Source organism: Arenimonas sp. (assembly GCF_036275555.1).
Classification (GTDB): Bacteria; Pseudomonadota; Gammaproteobacteria; order Xanthomonadales; family Xanthomonadaceae; genus Arenimonas.
The window spans coordinates 40,784-61,770 of record NZ_DASUDO010000032.1 but is presented as its reverse complement, the minus strand read 5'-3'; the positions used below and the strand labels follow the sequence as shown (position 1 = coordinate 61,770).

Genomic DNA, 20,987 nt, shown 5'->3' with positions numbered 1-20,987 from the left:
GAAGGCGCTTCTCCCGATGATCCGATCCCTGCTGCCGCTGGCCCTGCTGGCGCTGTCCGCCCCCGCCGCCGCCGAGTGGACCCCGAAGGCCGAGCTGGGCCTGGTGAACACCTCCGGCAACTCCAACACGTCCAGCGCCAACGGCAAGTTCGCGCTCAAGGGCGAGGACGAGTTCTGGACCCACGAGTACTTCCTGGCCGCGCTGCGCGCCGAGGCCGACGACGAGGCCACGGCCAACCGCTTCGAGCTGGGCGCCAAGACCGCGCGCCTGCTCGGTGAGCGCCAGTACCTGGGCAGCGCGGCCCGCCACGAGCGCGATGACTTCTCGGCCTACGAGCACCAGTCCACCCTGGCCGTGAACTACGGCGCCTGGCTGCTGAAGGAGGACGACCACACGTTCCAGCTCGAGGGCGGGCCCGGCCTGCGCCACGCGCGCCTGGCCGACGGCGGCGGCTCCGAGACCGACGCCCTGCTGCGCGGCTATGCCGACTACCAGCACCAGGTCACCGCATCCACGCAGTTCTACAACACGCTGCTGGTCGAGGCGACGCCCGAGAACACCTTCGCGCAGAACGACATCGGCATCGCGGTGAGCATCAACAAGACGCTGGCGCTGAAGGCGGGCTTCCAGGCCCGGCACAACACCGAGGCGCCGGAGGGCCTGGAGCGCACCGACACGCTGACCTCGGTGAACATCGTCTGGTCGCCGCGCGCCAAGGCGCGCTGATCCGGCCACGCCGGGCGGCCAGGGCCGCCCGTTGCGCGTTTCGCTTGCCGCCCGCCGGGCGCGGGACTAGCCTCGCGGCATGACGCGAAAGATCGCCCCCTATCCCGGCGCCGCGGGCGGCTGGGATGCCCTCGCCAGTTCCTTCCGCCACGTGCGCGAGCAGGGCATCGTCGGGCGCGGCGCCCGCACCCTGCTGCGCGCCAACCAGCCCGACGGTTTCGACTGCCCGGGCTGCGCCTGGCCCGACCGCAACCCGCAGTCGTCGTTCGAGTTCTGCGAGAACGGCGTCAAGGCGGTGGCCGCGGAGGCAACGCGGCGGCGCGCCACCCGCGAATTCTTCGCGGCGCACACCGTGTCCGAACTGTCGCGATGGGACGATTATTCGCTCGAGGCCGAGGGACGGCTGGTCGAGCCGCTGGCCTACGATCCGGCCGACGACAAGTACCATCCGATCCGCTGGGACGAGGCTTTCTCGCGGATCGCGGTGGCGCTCAAGACGCTGGGGCATCCCGACCAGGCGCTGTTCTACACCTCCGGGCGCACCAGCAACGAGGCGGCGTTCCTGTACCAGCTGTTCGTGCGCGAGTTCGGCACCAACAACCTGCCCGACTGCTCGAACCTGTGCCACGAGGCCTCGGGCCTGGCGATGACCGAGCAGATCGGCGTGGGCAAGGGCACGGTCACGCTCGCCGATTTCGAGAAGGCCGACGCGATCTTCGTGTTCGGGCAGAACCCCGGCACCAACCATCCGCGCATGCTCGGCGAGCTGCGCAGCGCCGCCCGCCGCGGCTGCCGCATCGTCGTGTTCAACCCGCTGCGCGAGCGGGGGCTCGAGCGCTTCGCCGATCCGAAGCATCCGCTGGAGCTGGCCGGCGGCTCGACCCCGATCGCCAGCCACTATTACCCGCTGCGCATCGGCGGCGACCTGGCGGCGGTCAAGGGCCTGCTCAAGCGCCTGCTCCAGCGCGATGCCATCGACCACGATTTCGTCGCGCGCCACACGCAGGGGTTCGAGGCGCTGCGCGCGGACCTGCTCGCGGAGGACTGGGCCGTGATCGAGGCCGAATCAGGCCTGTCGCGCGCGCAGCTGGAGGAGGCCGCCGACGTCTACGCCGGCGCGGGCGCGACCATCGTCTGCTGGGCCATGGGCATCACCCAGCACCGCCACGCGGTGGCCACCATCCAGATGCTGGTGAACCTGCTGCTGGCCGGCGGCAACGTCGGCAAGCCGGGCGCCGGCGCCTGCCCGGTGCGCGGCCACTCGAACGTGCAGGGCGACCGCACGATGGGCATCGACGAGAAGCCTTCGCCGGAATTCCTGGACCGCCTGGGCGCGGCCTTCGGTTTCGAGCCGCCGCGCCGGCCCGGCCACGACGTGGTCGGCGCGATCGGCGCGATGGCGCGCGGTGAGTGCCGGGTGCTGTTCGCGATGGGCGGCAACTTCGCCGCCGCCACGCCGGATACGGCCTTCACCGCCCGCGCGCTGCGCCAGTGCGAGATGACCGTGCACGTTTCCACCAAGCTCAACCGCTCGCACCTGGTGCATGGGCGGCAGGCGCTGATCCTGCCGTGCCTGGGCCGCACCGAGCTCGATGCGCAGGCCGCGGGGCCGCAGGCGGTGACGGTGGAGGATTCGATGAGCATGGTGCACCTGTCGCGGGGCACCAACCCGCCGGCGTCGGAGCATCTGCTGAGCGAGCCAGCCATCGTCGCGCGCCTGGCCGAAGCCACGCTGCCGGCCTCGCGCACGCCCTGGCGCTGGCTGGTGGAGGACTACGACCGCATCCGCGACCGGATCGCCGGGGTGGTCGACGGCTTCGAGGATTTCAATGCGCGCGTGCGCGTCCCCGCCGGTTTCCGCTTGCCCAACGCGGCCGCGCGCTGCCAGTGGAACGTGCCGGGCGGACGTGCGCGCTTCGTGGTGCACCCGGTGCCGCGCACCGCGGCGCCCGAGGCCGGGCTGATGACGCTGATGACGATCCGCAGCCACGACCAGTACAACACCACGGTCTACGGCCTCGACGACCGCTATCGCGGCGTCTCGGGCGAACGAAGGGTGTGCTTCATCAGCGCGGGCGACCTCGCGCGGCTGGGCCTGGCGGCGGGGCAGTGGGTCGACATCGTCTCGGTCTGGCACGACGGCGAGCGCGAGGCCACGCGCTTCCTGCTGGTCGAGCACGACATCCCGCCGGGCAACCTGGCGGCCTACTACCCGGAAACCAACGGCCTGGTGCCGCTTGACCACCACGCCGAGCGCGCGCGCACGCCAGCCTCGAAATCCATCCCCGTGCGCCTGCGGCCAACCCGCGACCTCGGCGCGGCGCTGGCGCCATGAATCCCGGCCATCGCCCGGCGCGGGCGCTGCGGATCGAGGACGGAGCGGGGCAGGCGGCGCAGGAATCGCTGGCCGAGGAAACCGCGGTGGCGCTGCTCTACAACGGCCTGCCGCACGCGGTGATGATGGCGACGCCGGCCGACCTCGAGGATTTCGCCGTGGGCTTCAGCGTCAGCGAGGGCCTGGTGGCCGCGGCCAGCGAGGTCCGCGTCGTGGACAGCGTGCACGGCGAGCACGGCATTTCGCTGCAGATGCACGTGCCGCAGGCGGCGTTTGACGCGCTGTCGCAGCGCGGCCGCAGCCTGGCCGGGCGCACCGGCTGCGGCCTGTGCGGCAGCGACACGCTGGCCAACGCGATCCGTCCCGTCCGGCGCGTGCAGGGCCGGCCCGCGGTGGGCGAACGTCTGCGCGCCGCCTTCGACGAACTGCAGGCGAACCAGCCGATCAACGCGCGCACCGGCGCCGTGCACGCGGCGGCGGTGCGTGATGCCGATGGCCGCCTGCACGTGCGCGAGGACGTGGGTCGCCACAACGCCATCGACAAGGCGATTGGCGCCGCGCTGCGCGCCGGATCGGCGCCGTGCGAGCTGTTCGTCACGTCGCGCGCCAGCTACGAAGTGGTGCACAAGGCCGCGACGGTCGGCATCGGCCTGGTGGCGGCGATCTCCGCGCCGACCGCACTGGCAGTACGACTAGCCGAGGAAGCAGGGCTCACGCTCGTCGGCTTCGCGCGCGGCGCGCGCTACACGATCTACGGTAGGACGGACGCAGGATGGCTTTGACGCGATCGCGCGCGACCCACTAGCCTCGGCGTTCGACTTCCCACCGAGCGCCCGCGCCATGCCTGCGAACGCCACGCCGATCCAGCCCGTCTCCGACCGCCTGCCGGCGATCTTCGCCTATCCCGCGCACCAGGCCATGCTGTGGATGATCGCGGCGCTGTGTGCGCTGCGCCTGCTCAACCACCTGCCCAGCCTGCTCGGGCTGGTGTTCGAGCTGGCGTTCTGGGTGATGGGCTTCAAGCTGGCGGTCGAGGCGCTGGTGAACACCGTGCACGGCCGCTTCGAGCCGATGGGCGCCGAAGACATGATGGCCACCGACGGTGAGGCCGTGAACCAGATCCTGCTGATGCTGGTGGTGTTCCTGCCGATCCAGGCGATCGCGCTCTGGGGCAGCCCGGTGCTGGCGCTGTGGCTGCTGGGCTTCGCCGTGGTCTTCCTGCCGGCGGCGGTGATGCTGCTGGCGGTGGACGACAGCCTGCCGAGGGCGCTCAATCCGCTGGCCTGGTTCCCGCTGATCGGTCGGCTGGGCGGCGTGTACTTCGGCGCGGTCGGCCTGCTGGCCTCGATGGTGGTCGTGTCCATCGTCCTGCAGGTGCTGCTGTCGATGGTGTTGCCGGGCACGATGGCGCAGCTGCCGGGCAGTTTCGTCAGCCTGTACCTGCTGGTCGCGGGCTACCACCTGCTCGGCTACGTGATCCACGCCAACCATGCGGCGCTGGGCCTGGACGTGGCGCCCGCGGTGCCGCGCGCCCGCTTCGCCAATCCGATGGAATAGGACGCGGTGGCCGAGGCCGAGGCGCTGGCGGAGGAGGGCGACCTCGCCGGCGCCGCGCGGCGGCTGCACGACATGTTCCGCGGGCGCGGCGCCTCCGACGCGCTGCATGACCGCTATCGCCAGTACCTCAAGCAGGGCAATGATTCCGCCGGCTTGCTCGAACACGGGCGCGAATACATCAGCCGGCTGCTGGCCACGAACCAGGACAAGCGCGCGCTGGCCGTGCTGGCCGAGCAGCGCACGCTGGATCCGTCCTACCGCCACGCGCTGCCGGACGAGGTCGCGCGCCTGGTCGCGCAGGCGGCGCGCACCGGCCAGGCCCAGCTCGCGGTGGCGTTGGCAGAGGGCTTCGAAACGCGCTTCCCGGACCATCCGCAGGCGCCGCAGGTCGTGATGACCGCGGCGGAGCTCATGGCCGACCGGCTCGGCCAGGAAGCCGGGGCCGAACAGCGCCTGCGGCTGATGAGCTACAAGGTCCGCGGCCACGCCCTGGAGACCCCGCTGAGGGACCTGCTGGAGCGGGTCAGCCGCCTCAGCGCCGTCACGCGAGGCTCGGCCTGAGCTGCGGTGGCTATGCAAGTCATTGATCGGAAAGGGGCGGCGAAAATAATCCTGCCCCCCTGACTTCCGGCCCATGGCGGCAATGCATTGGTGTTGTAGATTACCAGCACACCAACTCACAGGCCGCCGCCATGAAGACCCTGAACGACTTCTACCGCCTCTTCCCGAACGCCCCGGTGCTGGCTGACCAGCCCGCCGCGGCCCTCGCGACGCCGGCCCTGGAAGCCGTCGCCGCCCCGTCGCCGGTTCGCATCGCCAGCCGTTACCGCCAGCGCGACTTCGGCACCGGCTACGGCCGCAGCAGCGGCTACGGCCGCGACAGCTCCTACACCGCCGCCCGCACCGACGGCCTGCTCCGCGTCTGTTGAGCCTCCCCGGGGGGATGCCGCCACGGAAGGCGGCATCCCCTTTTTCTTGCGTCAGCGCACGGGCGCCAACCGCAGGTGGTGGAAGTCGAAGCTGAAGTCGGTGAGCGACGACACTGCTTCCATGCGCAGCTCGCGCACCGTGGCGTCCGGCGTGAGGTCGAAGGTGGCGAAGGCGTCGGCGTTGAGCGCGCGATCCTTCCAGCGCACGATGAACGTGTCGTGCTGCCAGTGCTCGAGTTCGCCGACCAACTGGGCCGTGTGCGCGAAGCGCATCACCAGGCGGTTGGCCTCCAGCGCGATCACCACCTCGCCGTACCAGGGGTCGCGGTAGGTCGCGGCATAGCGCGACAGCGGCAGCGAGGGCTTGCTGTCGCGGTCGCGGGCGCGCTGGTGGCCCTCCCACTTCTCGTCGGCCGCGTTGCGCGACTTCGCCACGGCTTCCGCGTAGGCCGCCACCCAATCGGTGTCGGGCGCCTGCAGGTAGTGGTCCAGCACTTCCATCGTCACCGTGTTGAAGGCCGCGCCGACCTCCTGGTTGGTCAGCACCACCACGCCGAGGTCGAGCCCGGGCACCAGGGTCAGGCGCGACACCATGCCCGGCCAGCCGCCGGTGTGCGAGACCAGTTTCTGGCCGCGGTACTCGGTGATCGACCAGCCCTCGCCGTAGCCGGCGAACTGCGGCAGCGCGGGCGCCAGCGCCGGCACGGCGGGCTGCGCGGGAACGCGGATGGGCGTCACCACCTCCCACATCGCGCGATGGCGGTCGGCGCTGAACAACCGGCGCTCGGTGCCGTCGGCATCGGCGCCGATCACGCCGCCGTCGAGCTGCACGCGCATCCACTTCGCCAGGTCGTTGACGCTGGAGTAAATGCCGCCCGCGGCCTGGTTGTTGCTCCAGGTCATCGGCGGCACCGGGCGCAGGTCGGTGAAGTCGAACTTGGCGTGGCCGGTGGCGACGTCGGCGCCCGCCGGCAGGTGGTCGGCGTTGACCACGGTGTCGGCCATGCCCAGCGGCTGGAAGATGCGCTGGTGCAGGAACTCGCCGTAGGACAGGCCGGACGCGTCCTCGATCACCAGCTGCGCCACCGCGTAGAGCACGTTGTCGTAGGCGTAATCGGCGCGGAAGCTGGTTTCCAGCGGCACGTGCCGCAGGCGGCGGACGATCTCGCGGGTGTCGTGGGTGGTGGTGGGCCAGAACAGCAGGTCGCCGGCGCCCAGCGCCAGGCCGCTGCGGTGCGTGAGCAGGTCGCGCAGCCGCATCTCGCGCGTCACGTACGGGTCCGACATCTGGAACCAGGGCAGGTGGTCCACCACCCGGTCGTCCAGCGACAGCTTTCCCTCGTCGGCCAGGATCGACAGCGCCGCCGAGGTGTAGGCCTTGGTGAGCGAGGCGATGGCGAAGCGGGTATCGGCGGTCACCGGGGCCGCCTTGCCGGCTTCGCGCGCGCCGAAGCCTTGGGCCAGCACGACCTGGCCATCCTTGATGATGGCGACCGCGATGCCGGGCACGTCGAAGGCGCGGCGCGTGGCCTCCGCCACGGTGGCGACGTCCGGTGCCGCGGTGGCCGCAGGCGCCGTGTCGGCGAAGGCCGCCGGCGGCAGCACCAGCAGCAGCGGCAGGCAGAAGCGATAAGCGGGTAAGGACACGGCGGGCTCCGGTAGGGTTGTCGCCCGATTATGCCCGTGCCCGCCGCAGCCGCTGCACCGGGCGCGGGTCGCGTTCGCGCCACCTGCGCGCGCCGCGCCCGCGCGACCTGGCGGCGATCAGTCCAGCGGCGGCAGGTCGAACACCAGCACCTCCGCGTCCCTGCCGGCGCGGATCCGGACTTCGGGTTCGTCGCGCAGCTTGAGTGCGTCGCCGGCGCGCAGCGCGTGGCCATTGACCTCGAGCTCGCCGCGCACCAGGTGCACGTAGCCCAGGCGGCCCGGCGCCAGCGCCAGCGTCGCGGTCTCGTCGCCGTCGAACAGGCCGGCATGCATCCGCGCGTCCTGGTGGATGGACACCGAGCCCTCGGCCCCGTCGCCGCTCACGACCAGCCGCAGCCGGCCGCGCTTTTCCTCCGCGCTGAAGCTGCGCTGCGCGTAGGACGGCGCCACGCCCATCACCCGCGGGATGATCCAGATCTGCAGGAAGTGGGTGGTGCCGCTGGCGTCGTAGTTGTACTCGGAGTGGGTGATGCCGGTGCCGGCGCTCAGGCGCTGTACTTCGCCCGGCACGATGCTGGCGGCATTGCCCATCGAGTCCTTGTGGCCCAGCGCGCCCTGGAGCACGTAGCTGATGATCTCCATGTCGCGATGGCCGTGGGTGCCGAAGCCCTGGCCGGCGGCGACGCGATCTTCGTTGATCACCCGCAGCGGCCCCCAGTGCACGTGGGCCGGGTCGCGGTAGTCGCCGAAAGAGAAGCTGTGCCAGGAGTCGAGCCAGCCGTGGTTGGCGTGGCCGCGCTCGCCGGCTGGGCGCAGCGCGATCATCGCGCACCGCCTTCGGCGTTCTGCACCAGCAGGCCGAACAGGACGAAGAACAGGCCCAGGCCGACACGGCCGGGCAGGGTGGCGAAGGCGTTCATAAGCGGCTCCGGTGCCAGGCGGTCCGGGGCGGCGGGATGCCGTCGGAGGGCGGAGGGTCTGGCGTGGCCGCTACTATGCGAGCCGACAAAAACAACGGCAATCCGGGTTAGCGACAAGCTATCGTTCCATCCGGGGAACGATAGCCCGTGGCGGGCCTCAGCCCTTCAGCGTCCGCCCGAACAGAGCCAGCGAGGCCTCCCAAGCCTGTTTCGCGGCCTCGGGCGCGTAGCGCGGGGTGGTGTCGTTGTGGAAGCCGTGCAGCGTGTCGGCGGGCTGCAGCAGGGTGTAGGTCTTGCCCGCCGCCTTGAGCGCGGCCTCATAGGCGGGCCAGCCGGCGTTGACGCGCTCGTCGTCCGAGGCCAGCACCACCAGCAGCTCGGCGTTGATGGCCGGCACGTCGGCCAGCGGCGCGCCGCTGCCGTAGAACGGAATCGCCGCGCGCAGGTCGGGCAGGCGGGTGGCCAGGAAGTTGGCGATGGCGCCGCCGTAGCAGAAGCCGATCGCGCCCATGCGGCCGTTGCCGCCGTCAACGGAGGCCAGGTACGCGGCCGCGGCGAGCATGTCCTCGCGGGTCTTCGCCTGGTCGAGCTGCTGGAACAGCGCGCGCGCCGAATCCTCGTCGCCGGGGTAGCCGCCCAGCGGGAACAGGGCGTCGGGCGCGAAAGCCAGGTAGCCCTCGAGCGCCAACCGGCGGGTGACGTCCTCGATGTGCGGGTTCAGGCCGCGGTTCTCGTGGATCACGATCACGGTGGGCAGCGGGCCCTCGGCCTGGGCGGGGCGCACGAAATAGCCGCGGCCCTTGCCGTAGCCCTTGGGCGAATCGAATTCGACGTGGCGGGCGTTGATGCGCGGGTCGTCGGTGGCCACCTGCCGGGCCTCGGCGAAACGCGGGCTGAGCGAGGCCAGCAGGCCCACCGCCGCGCTGGCGCTGAAGGCCAGGGCCGAGGCGCCCTGCAGGAAGCCGCGCCGGTCGATGAGCCCGTGCACGTACTGGTCGAACAGCTGCATCACGCGCGGGTCGAAATCGCGGGCGGTCTGGCGCGGCGGTCGGGGCATGGCGAGGGTCCAGGGCGGGCGGAACCCGGATCATTCCAAGGCGGGCGTTACGTGGCGTGAAGCCGGCCTGTCACGTTTTGCCCGGTGCACCCGTCTGGGTAAGCGTGGATGACTAGGACACTTGTCATGGGACGGCCCCATCGTCTTCACCTACCATCCACCGGCGGTTCGGGCAATCGCCGCGTCACCTTCTTATTTTTCGGGGAAAACACCATGTCGCAGTTGATCGATATCTTCCTGGAGCCGGGCAAAGTCTTCGCGGACCTCAAGGACAAGCCCCGCTTCCTGGCGCCGGCCCTCGTCCTGGTCGTCGCGATGACGTTGTCGGCCGTGCTGTACTTCTTCAACGTCGACCCCGAGTGGTTCACCAACTACCAGCTGCAGGCCGCGGGCCAGGACATGAGCAAGGCCGAACTCGAGCAGGCCAAGCAGTTCATGCCGGGCGCCCGCACGCTGGGCTACATCAGCATCGTCTCCACGTCCATCGTGTTCGCCATCATCTTCAGCCTGACGGCGCTGTACTACATGCTGGCCGGCAAGGTCAGCGGCAACCCGACGAGCTTCCGCCACGGCCTGTCGCTGGCGGTGTGGTCGTCGATGCCGATGGTGCTGGGCGCCGTGATCTCGATCATCGGCATCTTCACCAGCTCGCCGCAGTCGAGCCTGGAGTCGATGCAGCTGCTCAATATCGACCCGCTGTTCGTGCAGCTGGAAACCGGCCATCCGTGGGCTTCGCTGGCGCGCAACTTCAGCCTGCTCAGCTTCTGGGTCTGGTTCCTGGCCGCGCTGGGCTGGAAGACCTGGCATCGCACCGGCTGGGGCCAGGCCCTGTTCGTCGTGATGCTGCCCAACGTGGTGATCTACGGCGTCTGGGCCGCCTTCGCCGCGTTCTGACCGAATCCGCCTCCGGAAGACCTTGATGAAATCCAAGAAGAAGTACATCGCCGTCGCGGTGATCGTGGGCCTGCTCGCCGTTGCGCTGCTGGCGAAGATGACCCGCGGCGAGTCGGCCAAGGAAGTCGAGATCGCCGTCGCCGCCGAGCAGGAAATCCGGCCGACCATCCTCGCCTCCGGCGTGCTGGCCTACCGCAACGAGGTCGACCTGACCTCGGAGCTGGTGGCCAAGGTGCGCGAGATCCTGGTCGAGGAGGGCGACACGGTGGCGGAGGGGCAGCTGCTGCTGCGGCTGGATCCCGAGACCTACCGCAACGCCATCGACCGCGAGCAGGCCACGCGCCGACAGGCCGTGATCAGCATCGAGCGCCAGCGGCTGGCGCTGGCGCTGGCCGAGAAGCGGCTGGCCCGCGGCGAGCAGCTGGTGGCGCAGAAGATGATCGGCCAGAGCGAGTTCGACGACCTGCGCAACGCGCGCGACCTGGCCAAGGTCGAGCTGGAAAGCAGCCAGGAAGCGCTGCGCCGCGCCGAGGCCATCCTCGGCGAAGCCCGCGAGCAGCTGTCCAAGACCGACATCCGCGCCCCGATCGGCGGCGTCGTCGTGGCGCTGCCGATCAAGGTCGGCGAGACCGCGATCGCGTCCACCAACGCGTTCGCCGGCGCGCAGCTGATGAAGATCGCCGACACCTCGTCGATCCAGGCCGACCTGAAGGTGGACGAGGCCGACGTGGCCAAGATAGCGCTGGGCCAGGAGGTCGAGGTCTATGCGGCGGCGTTCCCGGACACCGCCATCACCGGCAAGGTCGAGCAGGTGGCGCTCGCGCCCACGCTGGAAAACCAGGGTCGCTCCTACCTGGTCACCGCCGAGCTGGCGCCGCCGGAGGGCCTGGCCTTGCGCTCGGGCATGAGCGCGCGCGCCGACATCTTCCTGGGCGACGGCGGCACCAAGCTGGCCGTGCCGGTCGAGGCGGTGGGCACCGAGGTGGATGAGGACAAGAAGGTTACCCGCCACGTGTGGGTGGACCGCGACGGCCGCGCGACGAAGGTGATCGTCGAGGTCGGCCTGTCGGACGACAAGTGGGAGGAGATCACCTCGGGCCTTGCCGCGGGCGATCGCGTCATCAAGGGCCCGGCCAAGCTGCTGCGCGGCCTGATCGAGGGCGAGCGCATCCGCGAGGCCGAGGAAAAAGATGCCGACCCGGCCAAGGCGGGCGCCGACGGCGAGGAAGCGGAAGAAGAGGCCGCCTCCGAATGATCCGGCTCAGCGGCATCGTCAAGCGCTACCTGATGGGCGAGGAGGAGTTGATGGCCCTGGCCGGCGTCGACCTGCACATCGGCCGCAACGAGTACGTGGCCCTGATCGGCCCGTCCGGCTCGGGCAAGTCGACGCTGATGAACCTGATCGGCTGCCTGGACACGCCCAGCGAGGGCACCTACGTGCTCAACGGCCGCGACACCTCGTCCATGACCGACAACGAGCTGGCGCAGGTGCGGAACCAGGAAATCGGCTTCGTGTTCCAGAGCTTCCACCTGCTGCCGCGCCTGACCGTGCTCGAGAACGTGATGCAGCCTCTGGTGTACCGCGGCATCCCGCGGGCCGAGCGGGCCGAGCGCGCCAGGGCGGCGCTGGAGCAGGTCGGCCTGGGCAACCGCCTCGGCCACCGGCCGAACCAGCTCTCGGGCGGCCAGCGCCAGCGCGTGGCCGTGGCCCGCGCCCTGGTCGGCAAGCCGTCCATCCTCCTGGCCGACGAGCCGACGGGAAACCTTGATTCGCGCACCTCGGCGGAGATCATGGCGCTGTTCGACGAAGTCCATCGCAGCGGCCAGACGGTGGTGGTGGTGACGCACGAACCCGACATCGCCGCGCACTGCCGGCGCACCCTGCGCGTCAGCGACGGCAAGATCGTCGAGGACCGCCTGAACCCGCCCCGCGAGGTGCACTGATGTACGCCTTCCTCGAGGCCTTCCGCGCCGCGTTGACCAGCCTGATGGCGCACCGCATGCGCAGCTTCCTGACCACGCTCGGCATCCTGATCGGCACCGCCTCCGTCATCGCGGTGGTGTCGCTGGTGCAGGGTTTCTCGAAGTCGGTGTCGGACCAGTTCGCCGACCTCGGCGGCAGCGCGCTGACGCTGCAGCCCTATACGCCGTTCGCCGATGCGTCGGTGGGCAAGGAGAACCGGCTGAGCTTCAATGACGTCGACACGCTGCGCTACCGCGTGCCGGGCGTCGCCCAGGTGGTGCCGACGATGCTGGTGCCGACGCCGGTCGGTTTCCGCGGCCGGCTTTCGAGCCCGCAGGTGATCGGCACGACCGCCGACTTCACCGTGGTGCGCGGCATCTACCCGGAGAGCGGGCGCTTCATCGTCGCCAGCGACGACGTCGGCCGCCGCCGCGTCGCGGTGGTCGGCCACAAGGTCATCGAGGACCTGGAGCTGCCCGAGGACCCGGTCGGCGAGTTCATCCGGCTCGGCACCGAGTGGTTCAAGGTCGTCGGCGTGATGGAGAAGCGCGGCGAGCTGCTGGGCTTCAGCCAGGACAACCTGGTGGTGATCCCGTTCGACGTCGGCCGGGCGATGACCGGCAACGACGTGCAGCCGCGCATGTCGATCTCGTTCACCGCCGAGAGCCTGGAGGACGTGGAGGCGCTGCGCGAGCGGGCCAAGCGCGCGATCCGCATCTCGCACCGGCTGCGGCCGGACCAGGAGGATGACTTCCGCATCCAGGCGGCCGATTCCTTCGTGAAGCAGTTCGAGCAGATCACCGGCACGGTGACGGCGGTGCTGGCGGGTGTGGTCAGCATCTCGCTGCTGGTCGGCGGCATCGGCATCATGAACATCATGCTGGTGTCGGTGACGGAGCGGACGCGCGAGATCGGCATCCTGAAGGCCCTCGGCGCGACCCGCCGCGACATCCTGGTGCAGTTCCTGCTGGAAGCCGCGCTGCTGGCGCTGCTGGGCGGCCTGATCGGGATCGTGCTGGGGTTGGGCATCGGCATCGGCGTGGCCAACCTGATCCCCGGCTTCCCGGACGCGTCGGTACCGCTCTGGGTCATCCTCGCCGCCGCGGGCTTCTCGGCGCTGGTCGGCATGGTCTTCGGCATCATGCCGGCCTCCAAGGCCGCCAGCCTCGATCCCATCGAAGCCCTGCGCTACGAATAGCCCGCGGACGCAAAAAAGGGGTCAGAGTAATTATTTGTTTCAAACAAATAATTACTCTGACCCCTTTTTTAGACCCCTTTTTTTAATCAGATGGCTGCGCGCGGCGGGCCGTTGGGTTCGACGATGATCTTGCCGTCGCGGGCGCCGCTGGCCGCGGCCTGCACCGCCTGCTTGATGTGGTCCAGGTCGTAGGTGGCCTGCACCCGCGCCTGCAGCTTGCCCTCGGCGATCAGGCCAGCGATGTGGCCGAAGACTTCGGCGCGCTTCTGCGGCGTGGCCTGCTTGAACCACTGCGACAGCCAGAAGCCCCGCAGCGTGATGTCGCGGAATACGAAGTAGCGCGGCGAGATCATGCAGCGCTCCCCGCTCATCGCCCCGTAGTTCACCAGCGTGCCGCCTTCGTCCAGGCAGCGCGCCAGGTTCTCGGTGCTGACGCCACCGACGCAGTCGATCGCCAGCTTCACGTGCGCGCCGCCCGTGGCCTCGCGCACCCGCTTGGGCAGGTCTTCCGCATCCACTACCACGTGCTCGGCGCCGCTGTCCTTCACCGCCTCGATGGCGGAGGCGCGGCGCACCACGTTGATGGTGTTCAGGCCGCGCAGCTTGGCCAGCTGGATCAGGTAGCCGCCGACCGCCGAGTTGGCCGCGTTCTGGATCACCCAGTCGCCGGGCTGCAGGTCCACGAATTCCGTGAGCATCAGCAGCGCGGTGGGCGGGTTCACGGTGAGCATGGACAGCTGCACCGGGTCGACGTCGTGCGGCAGCTCGACCAAGTGCTTGGCCGGCAGGTCCAGGTGCGTGGTCCAGGTGCCGCAGCCCACCGGCAGCAGCACCAGGCTGCCCGCCGCGGGCGAGGCCACGCCTTCGCCGCATTCGATCACGCGTCCGACGCCCTCGTTGCCGCCCGTGGCCGGCAGCGGCGGCAGCAGGCCGTACTCCCCGGTCAGCGTCAGCACGTCGGAGGGGTTGATCGGCGCGGCCAGCACGGCCACGCGCACGTACCCCGGCGCCAGCGCCGGCAGCTCGAACTCGACCGCACCGATCACGTCCTGCGGCACCGGGCCGCGCTGGCTGTACTGGGCTTTCTTCGCTTTCATGGCTCAGGCCTTGTCTTGCTTCAACCAGGTGAGGCGCCAGGAGGCGCCGGATTCGCCCATGGCCTGGGCGAGGGGTTTGAGGGCGGGCTCGATGTCCTTCTCGATCTGCCAGGGCGGATTGAGCAGCAGCATGCCGCTGCCGTTCATGCGCAGCGGCGAATCGTCGGGTCGCACCAGCAGCTCGATCGCCAGCGCCGACTTCACCGGCAGGGTGGCGACCTTGCGGAAGAAAGGATGCAGGCTGGGCCGCTGCTTGATCGGGTACCAGACCGCGAAGATGCCCTGCGGGAAGCGCTGCAGCGCGTCGGCGACGGCGCCGGTGATCAGCGGGTACTCCTCGTCCTGCGCTTCGTAGGGCGGGTCGATCAGCACCAGCGCGCGCGCGAACTTGGTGGCGCCGTCGCGCGGGGGCAGCAGGGCCTTGAGCGCGGTGTAGCCGTCGCGGGCGTGGACGTGGCTGTGGGGGTCGTGGGACAGCACGCCTTTGAGCGCGTTGGCTTCGTCCGGCAGCAGTTCGCAGGCCGCCAGCCGGTCCTGCGGGCGCAGGGCCTGGGACACGATCAGCGGCGAGCCGGGATAGCTGTCGGGCGCACCGGCCTGGGCGTCGGCCACGGCCGCGAGGTAGCGGGCGAGGGCGGGCGGCGGGCTCGGCATCGAGGCGGCGAGGGTCCAGAGCTTGCGGATGCCGGCCTTGGCTTCGCCGGTGCGGCTGGCCTGCAGGCCGCCGAGGTCGTAGCGGCCCCGGCCGGCGTGGGTATCGACCACGAAGAAGGGCGCCTCCTTTCTCTTTAGCGCATCGAGCAGCGACACCAGGACCAGGTGCTTGAGCACGTCCGCATGGTTGCCGGCGTGGAATCCGTGGCGATAGTTCATGGCGCCAGTCTACCGCCCCGGGCCGGCGCCCGGGGCGGCCGCCGGGCCGGCTCTGGTATGTTCCTGGCTGGCCAAGGAGCGAACCGATGAGAACCCTGATCCGCTGGACGACCTGGCTGCTGCTGGCCAGCCTGCTGGCCCTGGCCGCGCTGGTGCTGCACACGATTTACGCCAGGCCGCTGAAGATCGACTGGTTCTTCGAGCGCGTCTTCATCGAGTACGCGGTCGATGATCCGGAGCTGCTCAGCTCGATGCGGATGCTGCCGCCCTGGGCCGACTGGTTCAGCGACGACCTGACCGACCGTTCGCTGGCCCGTCAGCAGGCGCTGCAGGCCAAGCTGCGCGACGACCTCGCCACCCTGCGCGAGTACGACCGCGAGGCCCTGGACGAGGGCCGCAAACTCTCCTACGACATGCTCGAATACTTCCTGGCCAGCCAGGCCGAGGGCGAGCGCTTCGCGCTGCACGACTACCCGCTCAACCAGATGTTCGGCGTGCAAAGCCAGCTGCCGACCTTCCTGGCCACCCAGCACCCGGTGGCGTCCGAGGGCGAGGCCCGCGATTACCTCGCGCGCCTGCGCAAGATCCCGGTCGCCGCCGGCCAGGTGATGGAAGGCCTGGAGGCGCGCGAAGCCGCGGGCATCCTGCCGCCGACCTTCGTGGTCGAGAAGGTGCTGGCCGAGATGCGGCTGTTCGCCGACCAGCCGGCGGCGGAGAACATCCTCTATACCTCCTTCGCGGAGAAGCTGGCCAAGATTCCCGAGGGCGAAATGGACGCGACCACGCGCGCGGCCCTGCTGGCCGAGGCGCAGACCGCGATCGTGGACGCCGTGCAGCCCGCCTACCGCCGCTACATCGCCCACTACGAGGCCCTGCTGCCCAAGACCACCGGCAACCACGGCGTCTGGGCGCTGCCCGACGGCGCGGCCTTCTACGCCTGGCAGGTGAAGCAGAACACCACCACCGAGATGACGCCGGCCGAGATCCACGCGATGGGCCTGTCGGAAGTGGCGCGGATCGAGGCGGAGATGGACGCGATCCTGGTCGCCGAGGGCTTGGTGGAGGGCAGCATCGGCGAGCGCGTGCAGCAGATCGCGGCCCGCCCGGACCAGCTCTACCCGGACACGGACGAAGGTCGGGCGGCGATCCTGGCGGATTTCGACAGGATCATCCGCGAGATCGACGCCGGCATCGGCGACCTGTTCAACGTGCGGCCGTCGGCGGGCGTCAAGGTAGAGCGCATCCCGGTGTTCCGCGAGCAGACTTCGGCCGGCGCCTACTACAACGCGCCCGCGTTTGATGGCTCGCGGCCCGGCGTGTTCTACCTCAACCTGCGCAACACCGCCGAGGTGGCGCGCTTCGGCATGCGCACGCTGGCCTACCACGAGGCGATCCCGGGGCATCACTTCCAGATCGCGCTGCAGCAGGAAATGACCGGCGTGCCAACCTTCCGGAAGATCCTGCCGTTCACCGCGTTCTCGGAAGGCTGGGCGCTTTATGCCGAGCGGCTGGCCTGGGAGGAGGGCTTCCAGTCGCAGCCGCTCGACAACCTGGGGCGGCTGCAGGCCGAGATGTTCCGCGCCGTGCGCCTGGTGGTGGACACCGGCATGCACGAGCAGCGTTGGACCCGCGAGGAAGCCATTGCCTACATGCGCGACAAGACCGGCATGCCCGAGACCGACGTGGTGGCCGAGATCGAGCGCTACCTGGTGATGCCGGGACAGGCGCTGGCCTACAAGGTCGGCATGAACCGCATCCTGGCGATGCGCGAGAAGGCGCGCTCGGCGCTGGGGCCGAAGTTCGACGCGCGGGCCTTCCACGACCTGGTGCTGGGCGGCGGGTCGATGCCGATGGCGCTGCTCGAGCGCCGCGTGGACGCCTGGATCGGCGAGCAGGCCGCGAAATGAGCGAGGTCACCGTGCGGCGCCTGTCCGGCACCGCCATCGGCCCGTGGCTGGATGCGGTGGCGCGGCTTCGCATCGCCGTGTTCCGCGACTGGCCGTACCTGTACGCCGGCGACTTCGCTTACGAGCAGGAGTACCTGCGCGCCTACGCGCGCTCGCCCGACAGCGTGTTCGTGCTCGCGTTCGACGGCGACGCGGTGGTGGGTGCGTCCACCGGCCTGCCGCTGGCCGACGACACCGCCGAATTCCAGCAACCTTTCCTCGACGCCGGGCGCGACGTGGGCGAGGTGTTTTACTTCGGGGAATCGGTGCTGCTGCCTGCCTATCGCGGCCGCGGTATCGGCCACCGCTTCTTCGACGAACGCGAGGCGCATGCGCGCGCGCTGGGCCGCTTCACGACCACCGGCTTCTGCGCGGTGGACCGGGCCGACGATGACCCGCGGCGCCCCGCCGCCCACCGCGGCAACGAGGCCTTCTGGACCGGCCGCGGCTATGTCCGCCAGCCGGGACTGACCGTGCGGCTGGCCTGGCAGGAGATCGGCGAGGACCGGCCCACCGAAAAGCCGCTCACCTATTGGCTGCGCCCTCTGCCAGCCGGATGACGAGGGGTCGGCTCGACCCCAGCTCGCCCCGCAGCGTTCGCCCGTCCGGGTCTGCGCGAAGGTCGAGCAGGCCGATCGGCGTCACCAGTGCCGCGCGGCGCAAGCCCGCGCCGGCGTGGACGCCGATGATCTCCAGCGACTCGGCATCGCGCTGCGGGAACCCGTTCAACCAAGCCCGCAGCGGGCCCTCCGGCAACTGGATGCGCCCGCGGCAGATTCCGTCCTGCGCCGAGAACGTGGCGTCGCCTCCGAAGCGACCCTCCGCGTAGTCGGCAACATAGGCGATGGCGTCGACCGGGCAGGCCGGTGCCGGGCCGGCCTCCGGCGCGCGCCGTGGCTGGAAGGGTGCCGCCAGCATTTCGGCCGTCCTCTCGATCGAGGCGATCCACTCCGCGTTCGACAGTACGCTGGCCGCGACCCGGCGCGTCGGCCAAAGCACCAGGGCACTGCGGGCGCCGACGGTCGCGCCTGCGTGATGCGCGATGGTTTCGCCATCGGTATCGCGGCTGGTTCGCCAGCCAAACCCCACCTGGAAGTCGCGCTCACCGACCGCGGAGCCATCCGCCAGTCGGGCAGGCACCAGCATCGACTGGAACGTCCGTTTGGACACCACCTCGCCGTCCATCACCCGGTCTCCAAAAAGGGCGATGGCCTCGGGTGTCGCCGACAGCCCGCCGCCGGCCCAGGTGTAGCTGAAGTCATGGGCAGGCAGCCGTTCGATCCTGCCGTCGGAGAATCCATAGTTCCGCGACGCACGCGGGCCGCCGGAGTCCGAGGCATCCGGCCCGATCGCCAGGCCGGGCGTCACCTCGCTCGCCACATAGTCGAGGAATGGCTTGCCGGCGGCCGCTTCGATCGCAGCGCTGAGCAGCGTGTAGCCCCAGGACGAGTACACGTAGGCCTCGCCCGGGGCGGCGAGAAGTTCACGATCATCGAACAGGTCGACCGCCGCCCGGACGCTGGGGTACCGGGTCGCGCCGCGATTCCGATCCGCTTCCTGGTAATGCGGCATCCCCGAGGTGTGGGCCGCCAGCTGGCGCGGCGTCAGCGGCGCCCATTCGGCCTGCAGCCAGGGCAGCGATGCCTGCACCGGCGCGTCGGGGTCGAGCCGTCCGGCTTCGGCGAGTTTGGCGGCGGCGGTCGCGGCCACCAGCTTGGAGACGCTCGCCAGCCGGAACTCGGTGTGCCGGTCGACAGGCACGCCGGCTTCGATGTCCCGCAGGCCGGCGCTGCCGTGCCAGGCGACCCGGCCATCCACCACGACTGCGGCGCCCATGCCGGGCACGCCGTTGGCCTCCACCAGCGCGGCGAGCAACTGGTCGGCCACGCGCCGCGGGCGACCGCCTTCGTCGCCGTCCTGCGCGCGGCCGCTGGTCGAGGCGAGGGAAGCCAGCACGAGCGTGGTGCCGACGATGACACGGGGATAGGGCATGGGCGTCCTCCTGATGACGCCACAACGCCCCGCGTGCGCGTGCGTTGACACGAATCGTGCCTAGCGGCGACGTGGCCGCCCGGACCGTGCGGGCTCCGCGGCGGCGGGCAGGGCGTCAGAGGGTGGCGGGGAGGATCCAGAGGGACAGCGCGGCCAGCGCCGAGGCGATGCCCGAGGCCGCGAGCACGTCGCTGGGATAGTGCAGGCCGAGGACGACGCGCGAGGCCGCGACGCTGGCGGTGAAGGGCACCAGCAGCCAGGCCAGCATCGGGTAGTGCGCGAGCGCGACCAGGGTGAAGGACACCGCGTGCAGCGTGTGCCCGGACGGGAACGAGAATTCGTCGAGCGGCGCTTCCCAGGCGCGGATGCGGCCATCGGCCGCGAACGGACGCGGGCGGCGCGTCCAGCGCTTGAGCTTGCGGTACATCGTCAGCGCCACCAGGCCGGTCGCGGCCAGCTGGGCCGAGACCGCCAGCCCGCGCCAGCCGTCGAACAGCACCAGCGCGGCCATCAGCGCGTACCAGAAGGCGCCGTCGCCAAGACGGCTGATGGCGCGGAAATAGAGCCGCACCCAGGCGCGCGCGCCGAGGCGGTTGGCGGCCAGGCACCAGCCGTGCTCGCGGACCACGAGCCGGCGGGTGCGCGGGCTCACGCGGCTTCCCGCCAATGGCTGAGCGCCCCGAGCAGGGCGGCGAAGTCCGCGGCCACCTGGCCTGGCTCGAGGTGCAGCACCGCTTGCCGGGCCGCCGCGCCGAGCGTGGCGAGGCCGGGCCGCAGGCCGGTCTGCACGAACGCATCCACGAATCCGGCGTCGTCGCCGAAGGCCACGGTGGCGCCATGCACTCCGTTGCAGAGATGTTCGCGCGCCGCGCCGTAGTCGAACGCGACCGTGGCCAGGCCGCTGGCCATGGCCTCCAGCGTCACGTTGCCGAACGTTTCCGACAGGCTGGGGAAGCAGAACAGGTCGGCGCTGGCGAAGTAACGCGCCAGCGCGTCGCCGCGCTGCACGCCGGCGAATATGAAGTCGGGGTTCGCGGCCTGCAGCTCGGCCCGCGCCGGGCCGTCGCCGACCCAGACGAAACGCGCGCCCGGCCGCTGCGCCTGCAGCGCGCGGAAGCTGCGCACCGCCAGCGGCAGGTTCTTCTCCGGCGCGATGCGGCCGACGTGCAGCACGACCGGCGCACCGTCCGGCGTCCACTGCGCGCGCAGCGCTTCGTCGCGCCAGCCGGGATGGAACTGCCGGGTGTCCACCGCGCGGCCCAGGCGGCGCACGTGGCGGAAGCCCTGCTGGCGCAGGTCGTCCTCGAGCTCGCGGGTCGGCACCAGCGTCGCATCGGCCTTGTTGTGGAAGCGACGCAGCCACGAGAACACCCAGGGGCTCAGGAAGCCGGCGCCGTAGCGGCCCACGTAATCATCGAAACGCGTGTGGAAACCGGTGGCCACCGGGATGCCGAGCCGGCGGCAGGCGCGCAGCGCGGACCAGCCCAGCGGGCCCTCGGTGGCGATGTAGACCGCGTCGGGCCGCTGCGTCATCCAGCGCGCCGCCAGCCGCTTGCCGGCGGGCAGGCCGAAGCGCAGGCCGGGATAGCGCGGGATCGGCGCGCCTTCGACCACCATCAGCGACGGGTCGGGCCGCGGGCTTTCGTCGTCGCGCTGCGGGCGGACGATGCCGACGGTGTGGCCCTGCTGGCGCAGCCCGTGCTCGAGCGACTGCACGGTGAGGGCGACGCCGTTGACGTCGGGCGGGTAGGTCTCGGTGACCAGTTCGATGTGCAGGAGTCTGTCCATGGCGACAGGCTGCACGCGGGTCGTGCCAATGCCGTGACCGGCGGGTTTCAGCGCTGTGACGCCG

General features: G+C 70.7%; 20 protein-coding genes. 12 read left to right on the top strand and 8 right to left on the bottom strand.

What is annotated here, in order from left to right; genetic code table 11:
• Positions 1-16 precede the first annotated feature (16 nt).
• The 6 genes from VFV21_RS08765 (at position 17) to VFV21_RS08740 (ending at position 5,548) form a co-directional block, all read left to right on the top strand.
• A complete protein-coding gene (locus VFV21_RS08765) occupies positions 17-727 on the top strand; it encodes a DUF481 domain-containing protein (protein WP_329669045.1) in 711 nt (236 codons plus the stop codon).
• A gap of 79 nt (positions 728-806) precedes the next feature.
• Positions 807-3,062, top strand: a complete 2,256-nt coding sequence (locus tag VFV21_RS08760) for an FdhF/YdeP family oxidoreductase (RefSeq protein WP_329669044.1) — start codon at positions 807-809, stop codon at positions 3,060-3,062.
• Entirely contained in the window at positions 3,059-3,844 is a 786-nt protein-coding gene (fdhD, locus tag VFV21_RS08755; protein WP_329669043.1) for a formate dehydrogenase accessory sulfurtransferase FdhD, read from the top strand. Before VFV21_RS08760 ends, fdhD begins: the two co-directional genes overlap by 4 nt.
• Positions 3,845-3,902: 58 nt before the next feature.
• Entirely contained in the window at positions 3,903-4,619 is a 717-nt protein-coding gene (locus tag VFV21_RS08750) for a hypothetical protein (RefSeq protein ID WP_329669042.1), read from the top strand.
• Between the two features lie 6 nt (positions 4,620-4,625).
• The gene (locus VFV21_RS08745) at positions 4,626-5,180 is read left to right on the top strand and encodes a hypothetical protein (RefSeq protein ID WP_329669041.1); all 555 of its coding nucleotides are present in this window, start codon (positions 4,626-4,628) and stop codon (positions 5,178-5,180) included.
• A 131-nt stretch (positions 5,181-5,311) separates the two neighbouring features.
• On the top strand, positions 5,312-5,548 hold the full coding sequence (locus tag VFV21_RS08740; RefSeq protein ID WP_329669040.1) for a hypothetical protein: 237 nt from the start codon (positions 5,312-5,314) through the stop codon (positions 5,546-5,548).
• 51 nt (positions 5,549-5,599) lie between these two features.
• Here VFV21_RS08740 and VFV21_RS08735 read toward each other — a convergent pair whose 3' ends face one another.
• The 3 genes from VFV21_RS08735 to VFV21_RS08725 form a co-directional block, all read right to left on the bottom strand.
• Complete coding sequence (locus VFV21_RS08735) at positions 5,600-7,195, bottom strand: serine hydrolase (RefSeq protein ID WP_329669039.1); 1,596 nt, start codon at positions 7,193-7,195, stop codon at positions 5,600-5,602.
• 117 nt (positions 7,196-7,312) lie between these two features.
• Entirely contained in the window at positions 7,313-8,020 is a 708-nt protein-coding gene (locus VFV21_RS08730; RefSeq protein ID WP_329669038.1) for a pirin family protein, read from the bottom strand.
• Between the two features lie 252 nt (positions 8,021-8,272).
• Positions 8,273-9,172, bottom strand: a complete 900-nt coding sequence (locus tag VFV21_RS08725) for a dienelactone hydrolase family protein (protein WP_329669037.1) — start codon at positions 9,170-9,172, stop codon at positions 8,273-8,275.
• A gap of 213 nt (positions 9,173-9,385) precedes the next feature.
• Here VFV21_RS08725 and VFV21_RS08720 point away from each other — a divergent pair, with 213 nt between their 5' ends.
• From VFV21_RS08720 to VFV21_RS08705, 4 genes are read left to right on the top strand one after another with little or no spacing between them, the layout of a single operon-like run.
• On the top strand, positions 9,386-10,066 hold the full coding sequence (locus VFV21_RS08720; RefSeq protein WP_329669036.1) for a YIP1 family protein: 681 nt from the start codon (positions 9,386-9,388) through the stop codon (positions 10,064-10,066).
• 25 nt (positions 10,067-10,091) lie between these two features.
• Positions 10,092-11,321, top strand: coding sequence for an efflux RND transporter periplasmic adaptor subunit (locus VFV21_RS08715; RefSeq protein WP_329669035.1), 1,230 nt, complete (start codon positions 10,092-10,094; stop codon positions 11,319-11,321).
• Complete coding sequence (locus VFV21_RS08710) at positions 11,318-12,010, top strand: ABC transporter ATP-binding protein (RefSeq protein WP_329669034.1); 693 nt, start codon at positions 11,318-11,320, stop codon at positions 12,008-12,010. The genes VFV21_RS08715 and VFV21_RS08710 overlap by 4 nt, the downstream gene beginning before the upstream one ends.
• Positions 12,010-13,227: an ABC transporter permease gene (locus VFV21_RS08705; RefSeq protein ID WP_329669033.1), complete on the top strand. Its 1,218-nt coding sequence runs from the start codon at positions 12,010-12,012 to the stop codon at positions 13,225-13,227. The genes VFV21_RS08710 and VFV21_RS08705 overlap by 1 nt, the downstream gene beginning before the upstream one ends.
• A gap of 86 nt (positions 13,228-13,313) precedes the next feature.
• On the opposite strand, the gene VFV21_RS08700 is transcribed toward VFV21_RS08705, so the two are convergent.
• Positions 13,314-14,324 (bottom strand): zinc-dependent alcohol dehydrogenase family protein, encoded by a 1,011-nt coding sequence (locus tag VFV21_RS08700; protein ID WP_329669032.1) that lies wholly within the window; start codon positions 14,322-14,324, stop codon positions 13,314-13,316.
• Positions 14,325-14,327: 3 nt separating this feature from the next.
• Positions 14,328-15,197 (bottom strand): 23S rRNA (adenine(2030)-N(6))-methyltransferase RlmJ, encoded by an 870-nt coding sequence (locus tag VFV21_RS08695; RefSeq protein ID WP_329669031.1) that lies wholly within the window; start codon positions 15,195-15,197, stop codon positions 14,328-14,330.
• An 86-nt stretch (positions 15,198-15,283) separates the two neighbouring features.
• Here VFV21_RS08695 and VFV21_RS08690 point away from each other — a divergent pair, with 86 nt between their 5' ends.
• Entirely contained in the window at positions 15,284-17,104 is a 1,821-nt protein-coding gene (locus VFV21_RS08690; RefSeq protein ID WP_329669030.1) for a DUF885 domain-containing protein, read from the top strand.
• Positions 17,101-17,703 carry a GNAT family N-acetyltransferase gene (locus VFV21_RS08685; protein ID WP_329669029.1) on the top strand — a complete coding sequence of 201 codons (603 nt, stop codon included), beginning with the start codon at positions 17,101-17,103 and terminating at the stop codon, positions 17,701-17,703. Before VFV21_RS08690 ends, VFV21_RS08685 begins: the two co-directional genes overlap by 4 nt.
• On the opposite strand, the gene VFV21_RS08680 is transcribed toward VFV21_RS08685, so the two are convergent.
• The 3 genes from VFV21_RS08680 to VFV21_RS08670 all read right to left on the bottom strand — a co-directional run bounded on the left by VFV21_RS08680 (position 17,669) and on the right by VFV21_RS08670 (position 20,911).
• A complete protein-coding gene (locus VFV21_RS08680) occupies positions 17,669-19,135 on the bottom strand; it encodes a serine hydrolase domain-containing protein (RefSeq protein ID WP_329669028.1) in 1,467 nt (488 codons plus the stop codon). The genes VFV21_RS08685 and VFV21_RS08680 overlap by 35 nt on opposite strands.
• Positions 19,136-19,250: 115 nt before the next feature.
• A complete protein-coding gene (locus VFV21_RS08675) occupies positions 19,251-19,787 on the bottom strand; it encodes a phosphatase PAP2 family protein (protein WP_414638529.1) in 537 nt (178 codons plus the stop codon).
• Positions 19,784-20,911, bottom strand: coding sequence for a glycosyltransferase family 1 protein (locus VFV21_RS08670; protein WP_329669052.1), 1,128 nt, complete (start codon positions 20,909-20,911; stop codon positions 19,784-19,786). Before VFV21_RS08670 ends, VFV21_RS08675 begins: the two co-directional genes overlap by 4 nt.
• Positions 20,912-20,987 lie beyond the last annotated feature (76 nt).

What these genes read in the sequence shown, in the direction of transcription:
- VFV21_RS08765 (WP_329669045.1), top strand. Translation starts at nt 17, where the DNA reads ATGATCCGATCCCTGCTGCCGCTGGCCCTGCTGGCGCTGTCCGCCCCC.
- VFV21_RS08760 (WP_329669044.1), top strand. Translation starts at nt 807, where the DNA reads ATGACGCGAAAGATCGCCCCCTATCCCGGCGCCGCGGGCGGCTGGGAT.
- fdhD (WP_329669043.1), top strand. Translation starts at nt 3,059, where the DNA reads ATGAATCCCGGCCATCGCCCGGCGCGGGCGCTGCGGATCGAGGACGGA.
- VFV21_RS08750 (WP_329669042.1), top strand. Translation starts at nt 3,903, where the DNA reads ATGCCTGCGAACGCCACGCCGATCCAGCCCGTCTCCGACCGCCTGCCG.
- VFV21_RS08740 (WP_329669040.1), top strand. Translation starts at nt 5,312, where the DNA reads ATGAAGACCCTGAACGACTTCTACCGCCTCTTCCCGAACGCCCCGGTG.
- VFV21_RS08730 (WP_329669038.1), bottom strand. Translation starts at nt 8,020, where the DNA reads ATGATCGCGCTGCGCCCAGCCGGCGAGCGCGGCCACGCCAACCACGGC.
- VFV21_RS08725 (WP_329669037.1), bottom strand. Translation starts at nt 9,172, where the DNA reads ATGCCCCGACCGCCGCGCCAGACCGCCCGCGATTTCGACCCGCGCGTG.
- VFV21_RS08720 (WP_329669036.1), top strand. Translation starts at nt 9,386, where the DNA reads ATGTCGCAGTTGATCGATATCTTCCTGGAGCCGGGCAAAGTCTTCGCG.
- VFV21_RS08715 (WP_329669035.1), top strand. Translation starts at nt 10,092, where the DNA reads ATGAAATCCAAGAAGAAGTACATCGCCGTCGCGGTGATCGTGGGCCTG.
- VFV21_RS08710 (WP_329669034.1), top strand. Translation starts at nt 11,318, where the DNA reads ATGATCCGGCTCAGCGGCATCGTCAAGCGCTACCTGATGGGCGAGGAG.
- VFV21_RS08705 (WP_329669033.1), top strand. Translation starts at nt 12,010, where the DNA reads ATGTACGCCTTCCTCGAGGCCTTCCGCGCCGCGTTGACCAGCCTGATG.
- VFV21_RS08700 (WP_329669032.1), bottom strand. Translation starts at nt 14,324, where the DNA reads ATGAAAGCGAAGAAAGCCCAGTACAGCCAGCGCGGCCCGGTGCCGCAG.
- VFV21_RS08695 (WP_329669031.1), bottom strand. Translation starts at nt 15,197, where the DNA reads ATGAACTATCGCCACGGATTCCACGCCGGCAACCATGCGGACGTGCTC.
- VFV21_RS08690 (WP_329669030.1), top strand. Translation starts at nt 15,284, where the DNA reads ATGAGAACCCTGATCCGCTGGACGACCTGGCTGCTGCTGGCCAGCCTG.
- VFV21_RS08685 (WP_329669029.1), top strand. Translation starts at nt 17,101, where the DNA reads ATGAGCGAGGTCACCGTGCGGCGCCTGTCCGGCACCGCCATCGGCCCG.
- VFV21_RS08680 (WP_329669028.1), bottom strand. Translation starts at nt 19,135, where the DNA reads ATGCCCTATCCCCGTGTCATCGTCGGCACCACGCTCGTGCTGGCTTCC.